Raw genomic sequence first — 24,738 nt, 5'->3', positions numbered from 1 at the left:
CCAACGGCAGCACCAATCCGTCGCCATGACCAGCCACACTGCATCAGCCGGGCAATCTCGATCCGCTCGTCAAGGCTGAGCTGCCTGTAATCTCGTCCCTTCGCGCTGCCACCTTATCGATGGTGCACTTCTTTCGTGAACTCAGCGAATCCATAGACGCTGACGGTTCAGCCGGATTCGCGACGCTGGCGTATATGGATTCCCGCCTGCGCGGGAGTGACGAACAGGGATCGAACGCTATTCCTGGCACCCATCGAACGGAAGGGCGATCCCGCTAACGGGCCAGGGCGAAGACCCCGCCCGCGCGGAGGTACGGCGCGGTTGTCGGCCGGCTTGGTCGATCCGGCGTCGCGGCTGCAAAAAAAGCGGGAGCCCGGGGCAAGCCCGGGGTGACGGGGCGGTGATGCGCACCACCCCCCCCAAAACGAAACCGCCGCCCGGTTGCCCGGACGGCGGCTCGTTCGTTTCACGAAAACCCGAACGATCAGTCGTTCAGATATTCGCCCGCATCGGCGTCGGTGCCGGTGCCCGACGGCACGACATCGGCCAGCGGATCATTGGCACCCTGTCCGTCGCGGGGCGAGCGGGCCTGTTCGGCGGCGCGCTCTTCCTCGGCCGAATGCGGCGCGACGAAGCCCTGCAACGCCTTTTGCTGTGCCCGCAGCGCCGCGTCGCGCGACGATGCCGCCACGCGCAGGCGGTTCATGCCGGCACCGGTGCCCGCCGGGATCAGGCGACCGACGATGACGTTCTCCTTCAGACCGTTCAGGCTGTCGATCTTGCCCTGCACCGATGCTTCGGTGAGGACGCGGGTCGTTTCCTGGAACGATGCGGCCGAGATGAACGACCGCGTCTGGAGCGACGCCTTGGTGATGCCGAGCAGCACCGGCTTGCCCTGTGCCGGGGCCAGACCCGGCGCAAGCTTCGCATTGGCTTCGTCCATCTCGTCGCGGTCGAGCTGTTCGCCGGCCAGCAGGGTGGTGTCGCCACCGTCGGTGATCTCGACCTTTTGCAGCATCTGACGAACGATCGTCTCGATGTGCTTGTCGTTGATCTTCACGCCCTGCAGTCGATAGACGCCCTGGATTTCGCTGACCAGATATTCGGCCAGCGGCTCGATGCCGAGCGTTTCCAGAATGTCGTGCGGGTTCGGCGAACCACCGATCAGGTTGTCGCCGCGCTTGACATAGTCGCCTTCCTGAACGTCGATGACCTTCGACTTCGGGATCAGATACTCGACGACATCGCCGCCATCCTCGGGCTGGATGCCGATCTTGCGCTTCGCCTTGTAATCCTTGCCGAAGATCACGCGGCCCGAAACCTTGGCGATGATCGCCGCTTCCTTCGGGATACGCGCTTCGAACAATTCGGCGACGCGCGGCAGACCGCCGGTGATGTCGCGGGTCTTGGCCGATTCACGGGCGACACGGGCAAGAACGTCGCCCGCCTGCACCTGTGCACCGTCCTCGACCGACAGGGTCGCGCCGGGTGCCAGCATGTAGCGCGCGGCCTCGCCCGAATTCGCATCGAGCAGGGTCATGCGCGGACGCAGATCCTCCTTCGACTTGGTCGTCACGCGATATTCGATGATTTCGCGCTGGGCGATGCCGGTCGCTTCGTCGACGCGCTCGGTGACGGTCTTGTTCTCGATCAGATCGATGAACTTCACCGTACCGCCGGTTTCGGTGATGAGCGGCGCGGTGAACGGGTCCCACTCCGCCATGCGGTCGCCCTGCGAGACGATGTGGCCATCGTCGAACAGCACATACGCACCGTACGGGATGCGGTGGACCGACAGATCGCGGCCGTCCATGTCGACGATCGCGATCTCACCCGAACGGCTGAGCACCACCCGGCGCCCGCGCTGATCCTCGATCAGGCGCAGGTCGCGGAACTCGACCGTGCCGTCGACCGGCGCTTCGAGGTTCGACTGTTCGTTCAGCTGCGCCGCACCACCGATGTGGAAGGTACGCATGGTCAACTGCGTACCCGGCTCGCCGATCGACTGCGCCGCGATGACGCCGACCGCTTCGCCGATGTTCACCGGGGTACCCCGGGCAAGGTCACGGCCATAGCAGGTGCCGCAGACGCCGACCTTGGCTTCGCAGACCAGCGGGCTGCGGATCTTCATCGCCTGAAGCCCGATGCCCTCGATACGGGTGATCATCGCCTCGTCGAGCAGCGTTCCGGTCGGGAACACGACTTCGCCGGTCTTCGGATCGACGACGTCTTCTGCCGTGGTGCGGCCGAGGATGCGTTCGCCGAGCGACGCGATCGTCGCACCACCTTCGATGATCGACCGCATTTCCAGCGCGCGCTGGGTACCGCAGTCTTCCATGATAATGACGCAGTCCTGCGACACGTCGACCAGACGGCGGGTGAGGTACCCCGAGTTCGCCGTCTTGAGCGCCGTATCCGCCAGACCCTTGCGGGCACCGTGAGTCGAGTTGAAATATTCAAGGACGGTCAGGCCTTCCTTGAAGTTCGAGATGATCGGCGTTTCGATGATCTCGCCCGACGGCTTGGCCATCAGTCCGCGCATGCCGGCGAGCTGCTTGATCTGCGCTTGGCTGCCGCGTGCCCCGGAGTGGGCCATCATGTAGATCGAGTTGATCGGCTTTTCGCGGCCCTTGTCGGGACCGTCCTCGAAGCGGCGGACCGCCTTGATCTCGTCCATCATCGACGTCGCCACCTGATCGCCGCACCGGCTCCAGGCGTCGATCACCTTGTTGTACTTCTCCTGCTGGGTAATCAGGCCGTCCTGATATTGCTGCTCGAAGTCCTTCACCTGGTCGCGCGTCTCGTCGACCAGCTTGTCCTTGTCCGGCGCGATCAGCATGTCGTCCTTGCCGAACGAGATGCCGGCCTTGAACGCGTGGCGGAAGCCCAGCGCCATGATCGCATCGGCGAACAGCACGGTCTCCTTCTGACCGGTATGGCGATACACCTCGTCGATGACGTCGCCGACGTCCTTCTTGGTCAGCAGGCGGTTGACCGTTTCGAACGGCACCTTGTGGCTGTGCGGCAGCGTTTCGCCCAGCAGCATGCGACCCGGCGTGGTCTCATAGCGCTTGAGATACTGCTTGCCGTTCTCGTCGGTCTGCGGAACGCGGCTGATGATCTTGGTATGCAGCGTGACGGCACCGGCGTGGAGTGCCTGATGCACCTCCGCCATGTCGCCCAGCAGCATGCCTTCGCCCGGCTCGTTCGTCTTTTCCATCGACAGGTAATAGAGGCCCAGCACCATGTCCTGCGACGGCACGATGATCGGCTTGCCGTTGGCGGGCGACAGAATGTTGTTGGTCGACATCATCAGGACGCGCGCTTCCAACTGCGCTTCGAGCGACAGCGGAACGTGGACGGCCATCTGGTCGCCGTCGAAGTCGGCGTTGAACGCCGAGCAGACCAACGGGTGAAGCTGGATCGCCTTGCCCTCGATCAGCACCGGCTCGAACGCCTGGATGCCCAGACGGTGGAGCGTCGGCGCGCGGTTCAGCATGACCGGGTGCTCGCGAATGACTTCGTCGAGGATGTCCCAGACTTCCTTGCGTTCCTTCTCGACCCACTTCTTCGCCTGCTTGAGCGTCATGCTCAGGCCCTTGGCGTCGAGGCGCGCATAGATGAACGGCTTGAACAGCTCGAGCGCCATCTTCTTGGGCAGGCCGCACTGGTGCAGCTTGAGTTCCGGCCCGGTCACGATGACCGAACGACCCGAATAGTCGACGCGCTTGCCGAGCAGGTTCTGGCGGAAGCGGCCCTGCTTGCCCTTGAGCATGTCGGACAGCGACTTCAGCGGACGCTTGTTGGCGCCGGTGATCGTGCGACCACGACGGCCGTTGTCGAACAGTGCGTCGACCGCTTCCTGCAACATGCGCTTTTCGTTGCGGACGATGATGTCCGGCGCGCGCAGTTCCATCAGCCGCTTCAACCGGTTGTTGCGGTTGATGACGCGGCGGTACAGGTCGTTCAGATCCGACGTGGCGAAGCGACCGCCGTCCAGCGGCACCAGCGGGCGCAGTTCGGGCGGAATGACCGGCACGACGTCGAGGATCATCCATTCGGGACGGTTGCCCGACTCTAGGAAGCTCTCGACGACCTTCAGCCGCTTGATGATCTTCTTGGGCTTCAGTTCCGACTTGGTGACGGCCAGCTCTTCGAGCAGGTCGCGCTTCTCGCCCTCGAGGTCGAGGTCGATCAGCATCTGCTTGACCGCTTCGGCGCCGATCCCGGCCGAGAACGCGTCCTCGCCATACTGGTCCTGCGCGTCGAGCAGTTCGTCCTCGGTGAGGAGCTGATACTTTTCGAGCGCGGTCAGGCCCGGCTCGATGACGATGTACGATTCGAAGTACAGCACCCGCTCAAGCTGCTTCAACTGCATGTCGAGCAGCAGGCCGATCCGCGACGGCAGCGACTTCAGGAACCAGATGTGCGCGACGGGCGCGGCCAGTTCGATATGGCCCATCCGCTCGCGGCGGACCTTCGACACCGTGACTTCGACACCGCACTTCTCGCAGACGATGCCCTTGTACTTCATGCGCTTGTACTTGCCGCACAGGCACTCGTAGTCCTTGATCGGACCGAAGATGCGCGCGCAGAACAGGCCGTCCCGCTCAGGCTTGAACGTGCGATAGTTGATCGTCTCGGGCTTCTTGATCTCGCCGAACGACCACGAGCGGATACGCTCGGGGCTGGCGATCCCGATCTGGATCATGTCGAAGGTTTCCGGCTTGGCCACCGGGTTCGCGAAATTGGTCAGTTCGTTCATGATCTTACCTCATAGCCCTCTCTCCTTCAGGGGAGAGGGTTGGGAGAGGGGAAGTGCGGAGAGGGTAGTGGACTACCCCTCTCCCCGACCCTCTCCCCGCACGCGGGGAGAGGGAGATTTGGTCGCTTATTCCGCCGCGTCGGCCAGTTCTTCCGGCTTTTCGATGCTGCCCAGCTCGATGTTGAGACCCAGCGAGCGCATTTCCTTGACCAGCACGTTGAAGCTTTCCGGGATGCCGGCCTCGAAGGTGTCGTCACCCTTGACGATCGCTTCATAGACCTTGGTGCGGCCGACCACGTCGTCGGACTTCACCGTCAGCATTTCCTGGAGCGTGTAGGCGGCACCATAGGCTTGGAGCGCCCACACTTCCATTTCCCCGAAACGCTGGCCACCGAACTGCGCCTTGCCGCCCAGCGGCTGCTGGGTAACGAGGCTGTACGGCCCGATCGAACGCGCGTGGATCTTGTCGTCGACGAGGTGGTGCAGCTTCAGCATGTAGATGATGCCGACGGTGACCATCCGGTCGAACTGGTCGCCGGTCCGCCCGTCGAACAGCACCGACTGACCCGACGTGTCGAGACCGGCCAGCTCCAGCATGTCCGACACGTCGCTTTCGCGTGCGCCGTCGAACACCGGGGTGCCCATCGGCACGCCCGTGCTGATATTCTGGACCAGCTCGGCCAGCTGCTCGTTCGAACGGCTGTCGATGTCCTCGGCATAGTGATCGCCGTAGATCTCCTTCAGCCGATCCTTGACCGCCGCCGGCATTTCGCCGCCGACCGCGTCCGGATTGGCCTCGCGCCAGTCGCGCAGCGACCGGGCGACTTCCATGCCGAGGTTGCGGGCGGCCCAGCCGAGATGCGTTTCGAAGATCTGCCCGACGTTCATGCGCGACGGCACGCCCAGCGGGTTGAGCACGAGGTCGACCGGCGTCCCGTCGGCGAGGAACGGCATGTCCTCCGCCGGCAGGATGCGGCTGATGACGCCCTTGTTGCCGTGACGGCCGGCCATCTTGTCGCCCGGCTGCAGCTTGCGCTTCACCGCGACGAACACCTTGACCATCTTCAGCACGCCGGGCGGCAGCTCGTCGCCACGCTCCAGCTTCTCACGACGGTCATGGAACTTGTCGGTGATCCGCTTCACCGCCTCGTCATACTGCGCCTTGACCGCTTCGAGATTGCCCTGCGCCGCATCGTCGGCAACGGCGAAGCGCCACCACTCGTGCTTCTCGACGCTGTCGAGCAGCTCGCGGTCGATGACCACGCCCTTCTTCACGCCCTTGGGCGCGGCCGTCGCGGTCTGCCCTTCGAGCATTTCGCGCAGACGCGACCAGGTCGCCCGGTTGAGGATGCCGCGCTCGTCGTCCGAGTCCTTCTTCAGGCGCTCGATCTCCTCGCGCTCGATCGCCATCGCGCGCTCGTCCTTGTCGATGCCGTGGCGGTTGAAGACGCGAACGTCGACGACCGTACCCGACACGCCCGGCGGCAGGCGCAGCGAGGTGTCGCGCACGTCGCTGGCCTTTTCGCCGAAGATCGCGCGCAGGAGCTTTTCCTCCGGCGTCATCGGCGATTCACCCTTGGGCGTGATCTTGCCGGCCAGGATGTCGCCCGGTTCGACCTCGGCACCGATATACACGATGCCCGCCTCGTCGAGGTTGCGCAGCGCTTCTTCACCCACGTTCGGAATGTCGCGGGTGATGTCTTCCGGCCCCAGCTTGGTGTCGCGGGCCATCACTTCGAACTCGTCGATATGGATCGACGTGAACACGTCGTCCTTCACGATCCGCTCGCTGATGAGGATCGAATCCTCGTAGTTGTAGCCGTTCCACGGCATGAACGCGACGAGGGCGTTGCGGCCCAGTGCCAGTTCGCCGAACTCGGTCGACGGACCGTCGGCGATGACTTCGCCGGCCTTCACCACGTCGCCCACCTTCACCAGCGGACGCTGGTTGATGCAGGTCGACTGGTTCGAACGCTGGAACTTCATCAACGTGTAGATGTCGACGCCGCTCTCCGCCGCATCGACCTCACCGGTCGCGCGGATGACGATACGGGCCGCATCGACCTGATCGACGACGCCGGCGCGCTTGGCTGAGATCGCCGCGCCCGAATCGCGCGCCACGGTCTCTTCCATGCCGGTGCCGACGAACGGCGCTTCCGCCTTCACCAGCGGCACGGCCTGCCGCTGCATGTTCGAACCCATCAACGCGCGGTTGGCGTCATCGTTTTCGAGGAACGGAATGAGCGACGCGGCGACCGACACGAGCTGCTTCGGCGAAACGTCCATCAGCGTGACGTTTTCCGGCAGCGCCATCAGGAATTCGCCGGCCTGACGTGCCGACACCAGTTCCTCGGCGAAGCTGCTGTCCTCGTTCAGCGTGGCCGACGCCTGCGCGACGGTGTGCTTCTGCTCTTCCATCGCCGACAGATACACGACGTCGTTCGTGACCTTGCCGTCGACGATGCGACGATACGGGGTTTCGATGAAGCCGTACTTGTTGACGCGGCTGAACGTTGCGAGGCTGTTGATGAGACCGATGTTCGGGCCTTCCGGCGTTTCGATCGGGCAGATACGGCCATAATGGGTCGGGTGAACGTCGCGGACTTCGAAGCCTGCACGCTCGCGGGTCAGACCGCCCGGCCCGAGCGCCGAAACGCGACGCTTGTGCGTCACTTCGGACAGCGGGTTGGTCTGATCCATGAACTGCGACAGCTGCGACGAACCGAAGAACTCGCGAACGGCCGCAACCGCCGGCTTGGCGTTGATCAGGTCGTTCGGCATGACCGTCGATACGTCGACCGACGACATGCGCTCCTTGACCGCACGCTCCATGCGCAACAGCCCGACGCGATACTGGTTTTCCAGCAGCTCGCCGACCGACCGCACGCGGCGGTTGCCGAGATTGTCGATATCGTCGACTTCGCCCTTGCCGTCCTTCAGGTCGACCAGCGTCTTGACGACCGCCAGGATGTCCTCGCTGCGCAGCGTGGTCACCGTGTCCGGCGCGTCGAGGTCGAGGCGCATGTTCAGCTTCACGCGGCCGACGGCCGACAGGTCGTAGCGTTCGGGATCAAAGAACAGGCCGGCGAACAGCGATTCGGCGGTTTCCAGCGTCGGCGGCTCGCCAGGGCGCATCACGCGATAGATGTCTGACAGCGCCTGTTCGCGCTCCTCGGCCTTGTCGACGTTCAGCGTGTTGCGGATCCACGGACCGGTCGACACGTGATCGATGTCGAGCAGTTCGATCCGCTCGATGCCTGCCTGGTCGAGCAGTTCGAGATTCTCGGCGGTCACTTCGTCGCCGGCTTCGATATAGATCTGGCCGGTCGTCTCGTTGATCAGGTCATAGGCGCTGTAGCGGCCGAAGATTTCCTCGGTCGGGATCAGCAGGTCGGTCAGACCGTCCTTGCCCGCCTTGTTGGCGAGGCGCGGCGAAATCTTGGTGCCCGCCGGGAACACGACTTCGCCGGTGTTCGCATCAACGATGTCGAACGACGGCTTCTGACCACGCCAGTTTTCCGGCGCATACGGAATCCGCCAGCCGCCTTCGCCACGGACGAAGGTCACGCGGTTGTAGAAGTGGTTGAGGATGTCCTCGCCGGTCATACCCAGCGCATAGAGCAGCGACGTGACCGGCAGCTTGCGCTTGCGGTCGATGCGGACGTTGACGATGTCCTTGGCGTCGAATTCGAAATCGAGCCACGACCCGCGATACGGAATGACGCGCGCGGCGAACAGATACTTGCCGCTGGCGTGGGTCTTGCCGCGGTCATGGTCGAACAGCACGCCCGGCGACCGGTGCATCTGCGACACGATCACGCGCTCGGTGCCGTTGATGAAGAAGGTGCCGTTGCCCGTCATCAGGGGCATGTCGCCCATATAGACGTCCTGCTCCTTGATATCGAGCACCGACCGGGCTTCGGTATCGGCGTCGACCTCGAACACGATCAGGCGCAGCGTGACCCGCATCGGCGCGGCATAGGTGATGCCGCGCTGGCGGCATTCTTCCACGTCGAACTTGGGATCTTCCAGTTCGTAGGTGACGAAGTCGAGCTCGGCGGTGCCGGCGAAGTCGCGGATCGGGAATACCGACCGCAGCGTCTTTTCGAGGCCGGAGACATAGCCGATCGACGGGTCGGAACGCAGGAACTGTTCATAGCTCTCGCGCTGAACCTCGATCAGGTTCGGCATCTGCACCACTTCGTGGATGTCGCCGAACACCTTGCGGATGCGGCGCTTGTGCGTGCCGGTTGCGGTTGCCTTGGTCGCCATGGAGTCGTGGGCCTCGCTTGCAGTCAAATCTCGTGCCCGGTTGCCACCGGGCTGGCGTGCGATCGGGACGACGAAAGCCGCGTCACCCATGATGGGCCGCAGCTGATCGAGCGTCCTGGAATGGCGACGGGCCTATGCATGGAATGCGTTGCGCGACGACGCATTCTTTCCCGGTCCTGTCGCAAGCCGTCCATATAGAAGCGGTGGCGGAGTGTGTCAACGCGGGCCAGCCGCCGGTTCGACTGGCCGTGGAACCAACCCGTTTCGTCGCAACCGGGGGCCGGGTGGGCTAACGCTCGCGCGCAAACCCCGGTTCAGGGCGGCGATGCAGTTCCAGCTTTCGTGCGCGGCGATCCTCGCGACTCTTGCCGTACCCGCCGCCGCGCAGCAGGCGCAACCCGGCGGATCGATCCCGATCTACGACATCACGCCGCAGGTCGTGCCGACCCCGGTGCCAACTTCGACGCCGACCGCAACCCCGACGCCGCGCCCCAGCCCGACGCCGACCCCGCGCGCCCCCCGCGCCCCGGTCCCGACCGCCACGCCGACCCCGGCCGCGCCACGTCCGCGCGTGACACCTTCGCCAACTTCGACCCCGGTCGCCGTCCCCACGGCGGTGCCGACCCCGGCGGCGACCTATGCAGCGCCGCAGGTGCTGACGACGCCGCTCGCCTCGCCCACGCCCGACCCGCTCCCGACCCCCGCCGCCGCCGAACCCGCTCCGGCACCGACCGGCGATTCGCTGCCATGGTGGCTGTGGTTCCTCGGCGGGATCGTGGTCGCGACCGGCGTGGCCCTGCTGTTCGCCCGGCGACAGCGCGGATCGGCGGCGGTGGTCGACGATGCCGCGCCGGTCCCGGTCCTGCCGCCCGAACCGGCACCCCCGGCCGCCCCGCCGCGCGCCGCGCCGCCGCCCCCCGCGCCGGTCGTCCCGCCACCCCCCGCCGCGCCCGCGCCGACGCCGGGGCCGTTCCTCGAATTCCAGCTCGCCCCGATCCGCGTCGGGACCGAAGGTGAGCGCATCCTGCTCGATTTCGACCTGACGGTCGGCAATCCGGCATCGATGCCGGTGACCGAGGTCAGCGTCGCGACGATGTTGCTGACCGCCCATGCCGGACAGGACGACGCGATCGCTGATTTCTTCGCCAATGACGGCAAGCGCGGGCTCGACCCGTTCGCGCTGGGTGCGGGCGAGCAGCGGCATCTGGAGGCGACGATGACCCTTCCACGCGTGGCGGTGAACATCGTCACCGCGCGGGACCGGCCATTCTTCGTGCCGATGATCGCGATCGACGCGCGTTATCGGTGGGAGGACGGTCGCGAATCGCGCACCACCGCCGCGTTCATGGTCGGTCCCGCCGCGCCGCAGGGCAAGCTCGCCCCGATCTTCACCGATCGCGGCGACCGCATGACCGATCGGCTGGAAGTGCGGCTCTATGGACAGGTGCGGCGCACGTAACGCCGCCATCGCCCTTGGCGATAATCGATATACCCGGTAGCGTCCGCACCGGACAGGAATGAGGGCGGCATGGGGCGGCGGGACCGGATATTGCGATTGACCCTCGGCGTGCTGCGGCTGTTGCTCGCGCTCAATATTCTCTTTGCGATCGTTTTCCTGCTGGCGGCCATCGCCAGTCTGCCGTTGCACGACATGCTCGCCGCGCGGATGGCCGCCAAATATCCGGCGATCGATGTCGAACGCGTGATTGGCGGCATCCGTGCGCTGTTGCTGCTCGGCGTCGTCGCGTCGGTGCCGGCTCATGTCATCTTCTCGCGGTTGATCGCCGTCCTCCGCACCGTGCTGGCGGGGGAGACGTTCGCGTCGCCCAACGCCCGGCGGGTGCGCGCGATCGGCTGGGCGTTGCTCGCCATCCAGCTGCTCGACATTCCGTTGTTCGCGATCCTGCCGCGCTTCGATGGCATCGGGGTCGGGCCGGACGGCTCGTCCTTGTCGATCGGGGGCTGGTTGTCGGTGCTGGTCGCGTTCGTGCTGGCCCGGGTGTTTGCCGAGGGTGCGGCGCTTCGCGAGGATCTGGAGGGGACGGTCTGATGGCGGTGCTGGTCCGCCTCGACGAAGTGTTGCTTGCCCGACGCATGACACTCACCGAACTGGCGCAGGCGGTCGATATCACGCTCGCCAACCTGTCGATCCTGAAGACCGGCAAGGCGCGGGCGATCCGCTTTACCACGCTCGATGCGATCTGCCGGGTGCTCGAATGCCAGCCCGGCGACATTCTGGTCCATGCCGATACGGCAGAGGAAAACGATACCGACGACTGAATAGCAAAAGGGGGGATCGATGACGCGTATCATGAAGCGGCTGTTGCTGGGGGCGGCGCTGGCCGCGCTGCCGGTGACGGCGACCGTATCGGCGGCGCAATCGCGCCCCGTCGCCACCGCGCCGGCGAAGCTGGCGATCGACATGCGGTACCTGACGCTGCCCAACGGGTTGAAGGTCGTGTTGTCGCGCGACACGCTGGCCCCGACGGTCACCGTCGGCGTCTATTACGGCATCGGCTTCCGCGTCGAACCGCGCGAACGCACCGGCTTTGCGCATCTGTTCGAACATCTGATGTTCCAGGGTTCGCAGAACGCACCGAAGGGCGTGTTCATCAACACGATCAGCAATGCCGGCGGCGTGTTGAACGGATCGACCCGGTTCGATTTCACCAATTATTTCGAGATCGCGCCGTCGAACGCGCTGGAGCGCATTCTGTGGCTGGAGGCCGATCGCATGGCCCGCCCGGTCATCGACGACACGGTGCTGAAGAACCAGCAGGGCGTCGTCGGCAATGAGGTGAAGGTCAACGTCCTCAACCAGCCCTATGGCAGCTGGCCATGGATCGACCTGCCGATGCTGGCCAACACCAACTGGTATAACAGCCATAATTTCTACGGCGATCTGAAGGAGATCGAGGCGGCGACGGTCGCCGATGCCAAGCAGTTCCACTCCGCCTTCTATCGCCCGAACAATGCGGTGCTCGTGGTCGCGGGCGATATCGACTATGCCCGGGCCGAAGCCATGGTCCGCAAATATTTCGGCCCGCTGCAAAAGGGCGCGCCGGTCGTGCTGCCCGACCTGACCGAGCCGCGCCAGACCGCGGAAAAAACCCGCAGCCGCGTCGACGCGCTGGCGCCCAAGCCCGGTTGGGCGGCGGGCTATCACATGCCGCCGCGCGGCACGCCGGAATGGTATGCGATGGGGCTGATCGATCAGATGCTGGTGCAGGGCGACGACAGCCGCCTGTCGCGCAAGCTGGTGTCCGAAACCGGCATTACCGGCGATCTGTCAGGCGGGATCAATGCCTCGCTGGGCAACATGTATAATTACAACGGCCCGATGCTGTGGGCATTCAACTTCACCCACGATCCGCAATATACCGACGCCCAAATCCGGCAGGCGGTGGATGGCGTCATGGAGCAATTGCGGACGACCCCGGTCACGCAGGGCGAACTCGACCGGGCACGGACCAAATTGCGCTCCGACCTGTATTCGTCGGTCGATGGCGGCACGCGCGTCGGGCTGATCGACCTGCTCGCCGTCTATGCGCTGTTCGACAATGATCCGCAGGCGGTGAACCGGATCGAAGCAGGCTTTGCCAAGGTTACCCCCGCGCTGATCCAGAAGACGGCGCAGGAGTATCTGCGCCCGACCAACCGTTCGATCTACACCATCGTGCCCGGCAGTGCCGCCAAGGGAGGCAAGTGAGATGCGCCGTTCGATCCTTCTCGCCGGCCTTGCGCTGATCGCCGCGCCGCTTGCCGCACAAACCCCGCCGCCGGCACTCCCCGCGCCCGAAATCGGTGCGCCCAAGCCATTCACCGTGCCCGCCTCGGAAACCTACACCCTGCCCAATGGCATGGGCGTGACGCTGATTCCCTATGGCAACGCGCCGAAGGTCACGATGGTGTTGCAGGTCTATGCCGGCAATCTGGAGGAAGGCCGCGATCCGTGGCTCGCCGATCTGGCCGGCAGCATGATGAAGGAAGGGGCCGGCAATCGCGATTCGGCGGCGCTTGCCACCGCCGCCGCCGGCATGGGCGGCAATCTGGGCGTGCGGGTCGGCTATACCGGCACGTCGATCAGCATGAGCGGCCTGAGCGAATTCGCACCGCAGGCGGTTGCGCTGATCGGTGACGTCGCCCGTCATCCGACCTTTCCGGCCGGCGAGTTCGATCGCGTCAAGGCGAACAGCGCGCGCTCACTGACGCAGTCGCTGGCGCAGCCGGGGATGCTGGCCGACTATGCGCTGGCCCGTGCGACCTATGGCGACCATCCCTATGGTCGCATCCTGCCGACGCCTGCGCAGCTGAACGGCTATACGCTCGATCAGGTGAAGCGCTTCTACGCCACCAATTTCGGTGCGCAGCGCGCGCGGCTGTATGTCGCGGGACGGTTCGATCCGGCGAAGGTGAAGGCCGCCGTGCAGCAGGCATTCGGCGATTGGCAGAAGGGGCCGGCACGTCTGTCGCTGGTGCCGACCGCCGCGGCGGGACCCCGTGTGTTGCTGGTCGACCGGCCGGATGCGCCGCAATCGACGATCCGGCTCGACTGGGCATCGCCGCTGGCCGGAAGCGACGGCGACATTCCGCTACGCGTCGCCAATGCGCTGCTCGGCGGCAGCTTCTCGTCGCGGATCACCCGCAATATTCGCGAGGACAAGGGCTATACCTATTCGCCCGGATCGGGGATCGCCCAGCGCCCGGGTGACGCGCGCTGGACGTTCGATGCCGATGTGACGACCGCGGTGACCGGCGCGTCGCTAAAGGAAGTGTTCCACGAAATCCGGACGCTGCAATCGACCCCGCCGAGCGCCGAGGAAGCCGGCGGCATGCGCAGCTACAATGCCGGGCTGTTCGTATTGCGCAGTTCGGACAGCGCCTCGCTGATCGGGCAACTTGTGACGCGCGACGCGCTGGGCCTGCCGGCCAACTGGCTCGACCGCTATGTACCGGCGACCATGGCGGTCAGCGACGCGCAGTTCAGCAGCGCGATCCGGCAGAGCCTGCCGCTCGACAAGTTCACGCTGGTCGTGGTCGGCGATCTGGCCAAGGTGAAGCCGCAACTGGGCGCACTGCCGGAGCTGAAAGGCGTGCCGGTGCAGACGGTGACGGTCCCCTAACCGGGACGCCGGGGCGGCGCGATCCGCCCCGGCGTTACTCGATGACCACCGGCGGTGGCGGCGGCACGTCGGCGCTGGCGGCTGCTCCGGGCGGTCGGATCGCGAAGCGGATGCGTTCGATACAGCCGCTCGCACCGGTCGTCGACGGCGCGCGACGCGCGGTGCGGACCACCTGCATCGCTTCCCGACCGAAATCCTCGGCCGGCTCGCTTGCCAGCACCCGCGTGTTGCCGACTTCGCCCCAAGGGGCGACATCGAACTGGACCACCACCCATCCTTCGATCGAACGGCGGTTCCACGCCGGCGGATAGATCAGCCGTGGTTGCTGGACCCACGGCGCGGTCGGGCAGTGCGGCGTTGGACCGAACGCATCTTCTGGCGGAGCGGGTGGTGCCGCGATCCGGAGCGGGCCACGCCAATAGGGGTACATGCAGCCGGTACGCGCACCTGCGACGAAACGCGATTTCGCGACGGCCTTGCGCGACGCCGCATCCAGTGCGGCATCGCCGGTACCAGCAACGGTTCGCACGTTGATCGGGCGACCCTTTTTGTCGAGGTCGTAGCCGGTCATCGACCATTGCCGTTCGCCCGGCGTGCCGGGAAGCTTGTCGAAATCGGGAAAGGCGCGCAACAGGTCCGCCGGATACGGCCGACGCCGGCAATCTGTATCGGGTGGCGTGATCCGGTCCCACCCTTCGGGGGGTAACGGGCCACTGCTCGGATCGAGCGAATAGGCCATGAGGTCGGCCCGGTCCGCCGTCGCAAGCGTGGTCAGTTCGATCGTATAGTCGATCGCGCAGTCGTTTCGCGGACTGCCGGACGCGAACTGCGATGCGGCGAAGGCCGGGACGAGATCGCTGCCGAACGGGATGAAATCATTGCTGCCGTCCCGCTTGATCGACAGCGGCCGACCGCTCGCATCGATGCGGAAGCGCAAGGTGAGCACCTTCAACGGTACTTCGCCCCAAGCCAGTTCGGGGCGCGACCGGACCAGTCGTACCGGATCGATGACGGTACCGCCGCATCGGACCGGACCGGGCGTCCAGCGGGCCAGACGTTGCTGGGGCGGCGGGGGTACGACCGACGTGGTGGCCGCCGTCAGGAACAGCGCGAGCGATACGATTGCCATGGCCTGAAGGATGCGGGTGTTTTGTTACCGGCGCAAGGCGCCGCCGGTCTTCGATTGCTGCGCGGGCTCGATGGTCGGACCTTGCCGGCGTTGGACAAAAAAAGGGGCGACCCGTCGCCGGATCGCCCCTCTTCTTTGTCGCCAAGCCGGGATGGAAGTGAATTCCATCCCGTCGGTCGGGCCTTGCGGCCCGCCGGCCGGCCTTGACGGAGATAGCGGACCCATGGGGTCCGCTGTCCCGTCTGCAGCTTACTTGACTTCGACGGTTGCGCCGGCGCCTTCGAGCTGCGCCTTGATCTTGGCGGCTTCGTCCTTGTTGACGCCTTCCTTGACGGCCTTCGGAGCGCCTTCGACCAGCGCCTTGGCTTCGGTCAGGCCGAGACCGGTGATGGCACGGACTTCCTTGATGACGTTGATCTTCTTGCCACCGTCGCCGGTCAGGATGACGTCGAATTCGGTCTGCTCTTCAGCAGCCGGGGCAGCGGCGCCACCGCCAGCGGCCGGAGCAGCAGCAACGGCAGCAGCGGCCGAAACGCCCCACTTTTCTTCGAGCAGCTTCGAGAGTTCAGCTGCTTCGAGGACGGTCAGTTCGCTCAGCTGGTCGACGATTGCGTTGAGGTCAGCCATGATATTCTCCGTAAATCAGATAGGGGTAAATGGGTCGGAAGCCGCCGATCAGGCTGCGTCCTTCTCCGCATATGCCGACAGGACCCGGGCGATCTGTGCCGCGGGAGCCTGGGTGATGGTCGCCAGCTTCGTTGCCGGGGCAACGATGAGGCCGACGATCTTGGCGCGCAGTTCGTCGAGCGACGGCAGCGAGGCGAGTGCCTTGATACCTTCCGCATCGAGGAGCTGGCCGCCCATCGCGCCACCGACGATCTCGATCTTGTCGTTCGTCTTGGCGAAGTCGTTGATGACCCGTGCCGCGGCAACGGGGTCGGTCGACGTCGCAAGCGCCGTCGGGCCGGTCAGCAGGTCGGCGATCACCGCGTACGGCGTGCCTTCGGCTGCGATCCGGGCAAGACGGTTCTTCGAGACCTTGTAGCTCGCGCCGGCGTCACGCATCTTGTTACGCAGGCCCGTCGATTGTGCGACGGTCATGCCGAGGTTGCGGGTGACGACCACCACGCCGACCTCGTTGAAGGTGCGGTTCAGCTCGGCGACGGCTTCACTCTTCTGAGTGCGATCCATGCCGTTCTCCTTAACTGGGGCGTATTTCCGACAATTCGGAAAACGCCCGCGAACAATCCGCCCGTCGCAGATGCGACAAACGGGGCGACAGTCCGTGAAGGGGCATGGTCGCCATGCGAAGGAACCGGGCAGTCGCGCGGATTTCCCATGGCTGGCCCGGCGTGGCAGATGCTGCGCCCGGCGAGTTAACGCATTCCCCGCCTCGGCAGGACATTAAGCGGGAAACCCGCACCTGCTGTCTCGGACGGACGTCGGACCTGGACGAATCCAGCCACGACGCTTGCCGGCGCGCTTATGCCGGGTACGTCCGGGAGTCAAGCACGGGAAGGCGCTTGACCTTCGGCGGCGAGGCTTCATTGGTCCTACAAACCGATTGGGGGGCGCATGCCGCGGACGACGCTGGAAATCTGTATCGACAGCGTTGCGGGGTGCGACGCTGCGATATCCGGGGGGGCGGACCGGATCGAGTTGTGCGGTGCGCTGTCGGTGGGCGGGCTGACGCCGTCGCCGGGACTGGCGGCACTGGTCGTCGCGCGGGCGCGGGCGGCGGGGGTTCGGGTCCATGCGATGGTCCGGCCGCGCGCCGGTGACTTTGCCTATGATGCCGCGGAAGTGGCGACGGCGATCGCCGATACGCAGGCGCTGATCGCCGCCGGGGTCGACGGGCTGGTGTTCGGCGCGGTGCGGGATGGCGCGATCGACGAAGCGGTCCTGCGCGAATGGGTCGCGGCGGTCCGCGCAGTCCGCGACGATATCGACCTGACGCTGCACCGCGCGGTCGACCTGCTGTCCGATCCGGTGGCGGCGATCGAACCAGCGGTGGCGCATGGCTTTGCCCGCATCCTGACATCGGGTGGCGCGGTGCGTGCTCTCGATGGGGCGGCGGTGATCGCCGCGATGCGCCGCGCGGCGGCGGGGCGGATCGCGGTGATGCCGGGATCGGGCGTCCGGCCCGACAATGTCGTGGCATTGCTGTCGGAGACCGGCGCGGTGGAGGTCCATGCCTCGGCCGGGGTCGCGGTCCCGCAGGAAGATGCGCGCGTCCACGCGCTCGGCTTTGCCGGGCCGGGACTGGCGCGGACCGATGAGACGGTCGTGCGGGCGCTGCGCGCCGCGATCGATGGATAACGGGAGAGATCGGATGACGTTCATGCCGCTGGGCCGCCGCGCCCTGCTGACCGGAACCGCGGGCACGCTGGCGGCGGCGACGCTGCCGATGCGCTCGCTCGCCGCCCCGCGCGATGCGGAGCAAAGCGGGCTGCTCCATGGTCTGGCCCCGCGCGACGGCCTGTTCGAACGGTTGCCGGTCGAGGATCCGTCGCGGACGCTGCTCGCGCTGGGCTGGCTGTTCCATGAAGGCGACATCGTCGCGCCGCCGCCGGTCACCCATGACGATACCTATGGCAACGCCAAGGCCGGCAACGCGCGCGGGGCGGCGGCGATGGATTATGACGACAGCGACTGGGCGGCGGTGACGCTGCCGCACGACTGGGCGTCGGCGCAGGGCTTTGTCGAGACCGCGAACGTCGCACAGGGGTATCGCCCGCGCGGGATCGGCTGGTATCGCCGGACGCTGCGGCTCGACCCCGCCGATCGCGGCAAGCGGCTGGAACTGCATTTCGGCGCGATTGCGACGGCGGCGACGATCTGGATCAACGGCAGCATCGTCGCGCGCAACTTCTCGGGCTATAACGCGATTGACATCGATCTGACGCCGTTCGCGCGGTTCGGCGACGAACTGAACGTCATCGCGATCCGCGTCGACGCTAATGCCATGGAGGGTTGGTGGTACGAGGGCGCGGGCCTGTACCGCCATGTCTGGCTGTCGAAGCGCGCGCCGGTGTCGATCGCGACCGACGGCGTGCATTGCGATCCGCGCGCCGGCAGCGACGGGCGCTGGAGCGTGCCGGTTACCGTCGCGCTGAACAGTATCGCCCGCGAAATGGCGGCGGCGAACTTGCTGGTCGACCTGCTCGACCCCGCCGGAAAGGTCGTCGCCAGCGCACGCGGGCAGGCGCAGTTGCCGCCGCTGGGCGAGGCGGAGGTCACTCTGTCGCTGCCGGTCGCCGATCCGCAGCGTTGGTCGATCGAGACGCCGACCCTCTACACCGTGCGCGTCACGACGGATGCGCCGGGGGGTGGCGACGAACGCCGTATCGCGATCGGCTTCCGCACGATCCGCTTCGATGCCGCACAGGGATTTTTCCTGAACGACAAGGCCGTGAAGCTGAAGGGCGTGTGTCTGCATCAGGACCATGCCGGGGTCGGCGTGGCGGTGCCCGATGCGTTGCTCGCGTGGCGGCTGCAACGGATGAAGGATACCGGCGTCAACGCCATCCGCTGTTCGCACAATGCGCAGGCCGACGCCTTTTACCAGCTTTGCGACCGGATGGGGTTCGTCGTCATGGACGAAAACCGCGTCTTCAATCCCGCACCCGAGAATATGGCGCAGTTGGAATGGCTGGTCCGCGCGCATCGCAATCATCCCAGCATCATCCTGTGGTCGGTGTTCAACGAGGAACCGATGCAGGGCACCGAGGCGGGCGTCGAGATGGTGCGGCGGATGGCAGCGCAGGTCCATGCGCTGGACGACAGCCGGCCGGTGACGGCGGCGATGAACGGGTCGTTCTATGACCCCAAGAACGTGTCGAGCGTCGTCGACGTCATGGGGTTCAATTACTATCAGGGCGATTACGACAAGTTCCACGCGCTGAACCCTGCAAAGCCGAGCACGTCGTCGGAAGATACCAGCGCGTTCATGACGCGCGGAGCCTATACTACCGACAAGGCCGCGCATGTCATGTCGTCGATGGATGATGAGGCGGCACCATGGGGCGCGACGCACCGCGATGCGTGGGCGGAGATCGCAAAGCGCCGCTTCATCGCCGGCGGATTCGTATGGACCGGGTTCGACTATCATGGCGAGCCGACGCCGTTCACCTGGCCGACCATCGCCAGCTTTTTCGGCATTCTCGACCTGTGCGGCTTTCCCAAGACCGCGTACGACATCCACCGCGCGCACTGGATCGACGATCGGGCGGTGGTCGGCGTCGCCCCGCACTGGACATGGCCGGGCAGGGAGGGGCAGCCGATCGCGCTGCTGGTCACCAGCAACGCCGAACGCGTCCGGCTGGTACTGAACGGGCGGATGATCGGCGAGCAGGCGGTCGACCGGATCATGGGCAATCGCTTCACCGTGCCCTACGCACCGGGCAGGCTGGAGGCCGTGGCGCTGAGCGGCGGGCGCGAGGTCGCGCGGGCGGTGCACGAGACGGCGGGACCGGCAGTCGCGCTACGGCTGACCCCGGCGCGGCGGCAGATGCTGGGCGATAACGAGGACGTCGTGCCGGTCACGATCGACGCGATCGATGCGAAGGGGCGGCATGTCCCGACCGAGAACCGGATGGCCCGCTTCACCATCGACGGCGCGGCGCTGATCGGCGTCGGCAATGGCGATCCCAACAGCCATGAAAGCGAAAAGGCACCGCAGCGGTCGCTGTTCAACGGCCTCGCGCAGATGCTGGTGCGGGCGGGCGAGGGGCGCGGCAAGATGACGATCGTCGCCAGTGCCGAGGGACTGCGGCCGGCGCGGTTGGTGATCGACCGGGTGGCAGCGACCCCGCGAGCGCAGGTGGCGGTGACGCCGCCGGGGGCGTTCATTCTGGGCTGGCGACGGTCGCCATCGTTCGCGACCGCGCCCGATCCGGGGCTGATGCCACCGGTGAACGACAATAACAGCTGGGACTTCACCCGCAGCGGCACACCCGCCGTACCCGAGGCCGGGCCGTCGTTCCGCCTGTACCGCGCGGCGCTGCCGGTGCGGCGGCGGGTGGTGGCCGAAGGCGGGACGCTGAGCTTCGCGCAGGTCGAGGGGCGGGCGACCGTCTATGTCGATGGACGGCAGGTCGCGATGAAGTCCGATCCGACGCCTGCGCCGTTGGTGGTGCCGGTGCCCGCCGGAGCGAAGGGGGTTGCGGTGCTGGTCGAGGCGGTGCCGGGCACGCGGTCGGGGATTACCGGGGCGGTGCGGCTGGCGCCGAAGGGTTAGGGTGCCCGACCCCGGCCGGGGTCGGGCAGAGCCTGTCGAAGACCGCCCTCCCTCCCCGGTTGCTCGAAGCTGCTCGAACCGAACGGGGAAGGATGAGCGGTTCTATCTCACCGGAACGCCCCGATCTCCGCGACGGCGATCGCCGGTGCCGGCACCGCCGGCTGCGGGAAGGCGAAGCGGAGGTAGCGGGCGGCGCGGGCCTTCGGGAAGGGCAGGCGCTGCGTCGCGCGGGCGTAGTTGATATTCTGGAACTCGCCTTCGCCGCCCGGCGTCCATGTCTTGCCGTCGGTGCTGGTTTCCACGCGGTATTTCATTGGCGGAGCAGCGTTCGGATCGACGTGGCGGGTCGGGGTCAGGGTGAAGCCGGCCAGCGTCTCGCTACGGCCCATGTCGATGGTCAGCGAGGCCGGTGCGGGGCTGGTCCAGGCGGTGCGGGGGGATGCGTCGAGGATCGCTTCGCCGCCGGGCGCACTGGCGGCGGTTACCTTCCACCCCGCCCGGTCGACGATGCTCGCGTCGGTGACCTTCAGCGGCGGCAGGTCGACGGGCGCGACCGAGCGGAACAGCGCGAATTCGCGGATCGCCGGACCGGCTTCGGCAGCGACGGTTCGGAAGCGCACGCGGCGGGGGCTGATCGGTTGGGGCAGGCGGACGAGGCGCTGGGGCCCGACCATGTCCTTTTCGGCGACGGTCGTCCATTGATCGCCGCCGTCCGACACGTCGATGGCGAAGCGGGTGACGCGCAGGCCCAGCGGCAACCATTCTTGCAAGCGCACCGTGTCGAAGCTGCGGCCGGGCGGCAGGTCGAGGATAAGGCTGGCATTTTTGGCTTCCGGCGGGGCGAGCCAATAGGTGTCGGGATTGCCGTCATTGACGTTGCGGGCGGAAGTGCCGGACAGGTCGGCGCTGGCGGTCGCGACCGCGCCATCGGCCTGGTTGTTGGCGAAGGTTGCACGTAGCGCGTTGCCGAACGCGGTCAGGCTGGCGACGTCGCGGTCGTGGATGCGGCCGCGGCGATCGGGGGGCAGGTTCAGGTGGAAGGTCGTGCCATGGCCGACCGAATTATCGTACATCTCCATGATTTTGATGGGTAATTTTACCTGCGCATCCTCATCGGCGTGATAGAACCAGCCCGGCCGGATCGACACGTTGGTCTCCGCCGGCCACCACAATTCGGCCCCCCGCACGCCGGTATTGCCCTTGGCCTGATCGTACGGCTCGTTGGGCATGGTCGGCCAGCAGGGATCGGCGGCGTGGCCGTCTTCGTTGCCGACCCAGCGGATATCGGCCCCGAGCGGATCGAAGGTGCAGGCGTCCGGTTGCAGGTCGTGGACCAGCTTCACGATCGACGGCCAGTCATAATATTGAACCGCATCGATTTTCCGCGTCTCGCGCGCGCCGCCATAATAGCCGTCGCCGCCGTTCGCGCCATCGAACCACACCTCGAACAGATTGCCGTAGCGGGTGCAGAGTTCGGTCAGCTGTGCGCGATAATAGGTGATGTAGCCGGGCGTGCCGTAATCGGCGCGGTTGCGGTCCCATGGGGACAGGTACACGCCGAAGTTGATCCCGCCGCGCCGGCATGCCGCCGCCAGTTCGCCGACGATGTCGCCCTTGCCCTGTTTATAGGGCGAATTACGGATGCAATGTTCGGTCAACATCGTCGGCCACAGGCAGAAGCCGTCATGATGCTTGGCGGTCAGGATCAGCCCGGTGAGTTCGCCGGCCTTGGCCGCCGCCACGATCTGGTCGGGGTCGAAATCGGTCGGGTTGAACAAAGCGGGGTCTTCGTCGCCATAGCCCCATTCCTTGTCGGTGAAGGTGTTGATCGAGAAATGGATGAAGCCATACTGGCGGCGATCATGCCATTTTAGCTGGCGGGGCGAGGGGGTGGCCCCCCATGGCGCGGGCAGGACGTGCCAGTCGCGCGCGGCAGCGACGCCGGGCGTGGTGCGCGGGGTGCAGGCGGCGGCACCGGCGATCAGGCTGCTGCCCATCAGGCTGCGGCGGGAAAACTTCATTGCTCTGCTCCGGGGGCTTCTGGTTCGGGGGAAAGGGGTTCGGGGATCAGCCACGTCTGCGCGATCTGATGACCGCGCCCGCCGCCGCCGATGCCGGCTGGACGGTGCCATTCGAGGGTCAGCGCACCATCGGCGGTAAGGGGTTGCGGGATCGGGGTTTCGACCGTTTCGCGATCGCCCTTGCGCGCGCGGAAACCGTGGAGTTCGACGCCGTCGCCGGTCAGGCGCATCGGCAGCGCATAGTCCTCGCCTGCCCAGCGCGCGATCAGCCGGTAGCGGCGACCCCGCTCCAGCCCGGTGTACGACAGGCGGACGGGGGTTTCGTACAGTCCCTCAGCATAGCTCAGGTCCGCCATGCGCCAGCCCTGATCGGGATAGTGATCGGCGACGCCGTCGATTGCGCTGGCCAGCGATTGCGGATCGGCGTCGAACCCTGCGCCGCGCACCAGATGCGGTTCGGCGGTCGGGTCGCCGAGATCGTCGTAGAGCGCCATGTCGCGGCTGCGCCACGGATCGCCGATTGCATAGAGGCGGGCGGCGGCGTCCGGCCGGGTCAGAGCCTCGGTCATCGCCGCTTCGACGGACGTGCGGTCGTTGAGCTGGATATCGGCGCGATCGAGATTGGCACCGCGTTCCCAGTTGGAGGCACCGTGGCGCGGGACCGACAATTGCATCCGCGCGCGTTGCCATAGCCGGTCGGCGATGGCGGTCAGGTCGGCACGCAGCGGCACGATCATCGCCGGTTCCGGGCGGGCATAGGCGAAGCGCGCGGCGACGACGGCAGGTTCGGCCCCGGTGGCGGGTGCCTGCCGCAGCGTCCAGAGCGCCTCGCCCTGTGTGGCTTTCGCCGCGATCAGGCGGTGGCGGACGAGCGCGTCATAGGTGGCGCGGTAGCGATAGAGGTCGACGCGCCAGTCGGCCCAGCGGGCGGGTTTCAGGTCGGCGACCAGCCGTGCGGTGGCATCGATCCCGGCATTGGCCGACGGATCGCCGTTCCAGTTCGTTTCCAGCGCGTGCGGTACGGCGGCGAAGGCCATGTCGCCGACGAACATGCGGGCATAGTCGGCTGCAATCTCGGGGGCGGAAGTCGCCGGGTTCCAGCCGAGGCGGAACCACTGGCTCACGTTCCAGTCGTCGTTGACCCCCTCGCTATAGGTCACGAAGCCGCGCGTTTGCGGGGCGAGATAGTTGAAGATGCGCTGGGTCGCGGCGGGGCGGGGGTTCACCGGCTCGCGGCCTTGCGTGAGCGCGAACGCAGGATGCCAGTCGGGGATCGGGAATTGCGCGTGCATGGTGTGCGCGGTGTCGGGATAGGTTTCGATCGGGTAACGGCCGGCGATGCGGCGGCGATGCTCGGCGATGCTGTCGCGGGTCTGTGGGCCGACGAAGATCGCGGTCAGCCAGCGCGGGTTCTTGGCGAGTTGGGCGTGGAAGGCGTTCAGGCCGGCGGCATCGAAGCCTTGGGTCGAGAGCAGGACCTCGGCCTTTGCGAAACGCTGGCGGAGCGCGGTGGCGATGCGTTCGGTGACCGGGAACAGCCGGTCGGGGGCGGTGTGGCCGGGGTCGCCGCCGGGAATGTAGAGCGCGTCGAGCGCGGGGAGCTTGGCGGCGAGCGTCGCGAAGTCGGCGACTTCGGCGTCGGCGCTACCGGGTTTCTCGTAATCGCGCAGCAGCGGATAGAAGAGCGCGACGTCGAGGCCGAGGCGGTGGGTGGCGGCAGCGACCGCGATCAGGGTTTCGGTGGCGGGGAGCGGGGAGAGCGGCGAGGTGGCGGCATCGTCCGACACCGGCGCGACGAACTGGATGCGGTTGCCGCCGAGCAGCGCGAAATCCTCGATCCGGCGGGTCAGCATCGGCACGTCCCATGCGTCGTAGCTGTTGTTCTTGGCGCGGTAGCCGATCTGGGTACCGCGGATCGCCATCGTCGGGGTTTCGGTGACGTTGGTCGGGGTGGTGAGGGTCAGGTCGTCGAGATGGCGGAGCAGCCAGCCGGCGGCGTAGAGGCGCGCGCGGGTGGTCGCGGCGCGGATGGTGATCGTGCGGGGGGTGGTGGTGATGGCGAAGGCTTCGGGGGCCATCCGGGCGGAGGCGAAACGGATGGTGACCGGAACCGCGCGCACTCCGTATCCCCGCGCAGGCGGGGATCCAGAGTGGGACTCACAACCGTCGGTTCTGCTTGGCTCTGGACC

At 66.4% G+C, this 24,738-nt stretch carries 14 protein-coding genes; 7 read left to right on the top strand and 7 right to left on the bottom strand.

Going from position 1 to position 24,738, the window contains the following annotated elements; translation table 11 throughout:
• Positions 1–484: 484 nt before the first annotated feature.
• Entirely contained in the window at positions 485–4,765 is a 4,281-nt protein-coding gene (rpoC, locus tag ASE50_RS07995) for a DNA-directed RNA polymerase subunit beta' (RefSeq protein WP_056398213.1), read from the bottom strand.
• Positions 4,766–4,891: 126 nt separating this feature from the next.
• Positions 4,892–9,037 carry a DNA-directed RNA polymerase subunit beta gene (gene rpoB / locus ASE50_RS07990; RefSeq protein ID WP_056398210.1) on the bottom strand — a complete coding sequence of 1,382 codons (4,146 nt, stop codon included), beginning with the start codon at positions 9,035–9,037 and terminating at the stop codon, positions 4,892–4,894.
• Between the two features lie 325 nt (positions 9,038–9,362).
• Here rpoB and ASE50_RS07980 point away from each other — a divergent pair, with 325 nt between their 5' ends.
• From ASE50_RS07980 to ASE50_RS07960, 5 genes are all read left to right on the top strand, one after another.
• Positions 9,363–10,496 carry a hypothetical protein gene (locus ASE50_RS07980; protein ID WP_156347357.1) on the top strand — a complete coding sequence of 378 codons (1,134 nt, stop codon included), beginning with the start codon at positions 9,363–9,365 and terminating at the stop codon, positions 10,494–10,496.
• Between the two features lie 90 nt (positions 10,497–10,586).
• The gene (locus tag ASE50_RS07975) at positions 10,587–11,087 is read left to right on the top strand and encodes a DUF2975 domain-containing protein (RefSeq protein WP_162236658.1); all 501 of its coding nucleotides are present in this window, start codon (positions 10,587–10,589) and stop codon (positions 11,085–11,087) included.
• A complete protein-coding gene (locus tag ASE50_RS07970) occupies positions 11,087–11,317 on the top strand; it encodes a helix-turn-helix domain-containing protein (RefSeq protein WP_056398198.1) in 231 nt (76 codons plus the stop codon). The genes ASE50_RS07975 and ASE50_RS07970 overlap by 1 nt, the downstream gene beginning before the upstream one ends.
• A 19-nt stretch (positions 11,318–11,336) precedes the next feature.
• Entirely contained in the window at positions 11,337–12,746 is a 1,410-nt protein-coding gene (locus ASE50_RS07965; protein WP_200909499.1) for a M16 family metallopeptidase, read from the top strand.
• 1 nt (position 12,747) lies between these two features.
• Positions 12,748–14,160 (top strand): M16 family metallopeptidase, encoded by a 1,413-nt coding sequence (locus ASE50_RS07960; protein ID WP_056398195.1) that lies wholly within the window; start codon positions 12,748–12,750, stop codon positions 14,158–14,160.
• Between the two features lie 34 nt (positions 14,161–14,194).
• Here the strand turns inward: ASE50_RS07960 and ASE50_RS07955 are convergent, their stop codons facing one another.
• From ASE50_RS07955 to rplJ, 3 genes are all read right to left on the bottom strand, one after another.
• On the bottom strand, positions 14,195–15,289 hold the full coding sequence (locus ASE50_RS07955; protein ID WP_056398192.1) for a TonB family protein: 1,095 nt from the start codon (positions 15,287–15,289) through the stop codon (positions 14,195–14,197).
• A gap of 249 nt (positions 15,290–15,538) precedes the next feature.
• Complete coding sequence (rplL, locus tag ASE50_RS07950; protein WP_056002613.1) at positions 15,539–15,916, bottom strand: 50S ribosomal protein L7/L12; 378 nt, start codon at positions 15,914–15,916, stop codon at positions 15,539–15,541.
• 48 nt (positions 15,917–15,964) lie between these two features.
• Positions 15,965–16,480, bottom strand: a complete 516-nt coding sequence (gene rplJ / locus ASE50_RS07945; protein WP_055761025.1) for a 50S ribosomal protein L10 — start codon at positions 16,478–16,480, stop codon at positions 15,965–15,967.
• A gap of 384 nt (positions 16,481–16,864) precedes the next feature.
• Here rplJ and ASE50_RS07940 point away from each other — a divergent pair, with 384 nt between their 5' ends.
• Positions 16,865–17,608 carry a copper homeostasis protein CutC gene (locus ASE50_RS07940; protein ID WP_056398187.1) on the top strand — a complete coding sequence of 248 codons (744 nt, stop codon included), beginning with the start codon at positions 16,865–16,867 and terminating at the stop codon, positions 17,606–17,608.
• 22 nt (positions 17,609–17,630) lie between these two features.
• On the top strand, positions 17,631–20,528 hold the full coding sequence (galA, locus tag ASE50_RS07935; RefSeq protein WP_156347359.1) for a beta-galactosidase GalA: 2,898 nt from the start codon (positions 17,631–17,633) through the stop codon (positions 20,526–20,528).
• Positions 20,529–20,635: 107 nt separating this feature from the next.
• On the opposite strand, the gene ASE50_RS07930 is transcribed toward galA, so the two are convergent.
• Entirely contained in the window at positions 20,636–22,549 is a 1,914-nt protein-coding gene (locus ASE50_RS07930; protein ID WP_082438897.1) for an alpha-L-fucosidase, read from the bottom strand.
• Positions 22,546–24,669, bottom strand: coding sequence for a hypothetical protein (locus ASE50_RS07925; protein ID WP_156347356.1), 2,124 nt, complete (start codon positions 24,667–24,669; stop codon positions 22,546–22,548). The genes ASE50_RS07930 and ASE50_RS07925 overlap by 4 nt, the downstream gene beginning before the upstream one ends.
• Positions 24,670–24,738: the final 69 nt, after the last annotated feature.

This window comes from Sphingomonas sp. Leaf5, from assembly GCF_001421155.1.
Lineage (GTDB): Bacteria > Pseudomonadota > Alphaproteobacteria > Sphingomonadales > Sphingomonadaceae > Sphingomonas.
This window is presented reverse-complemented; position numbering and strand designations above follow the sequence as displayed.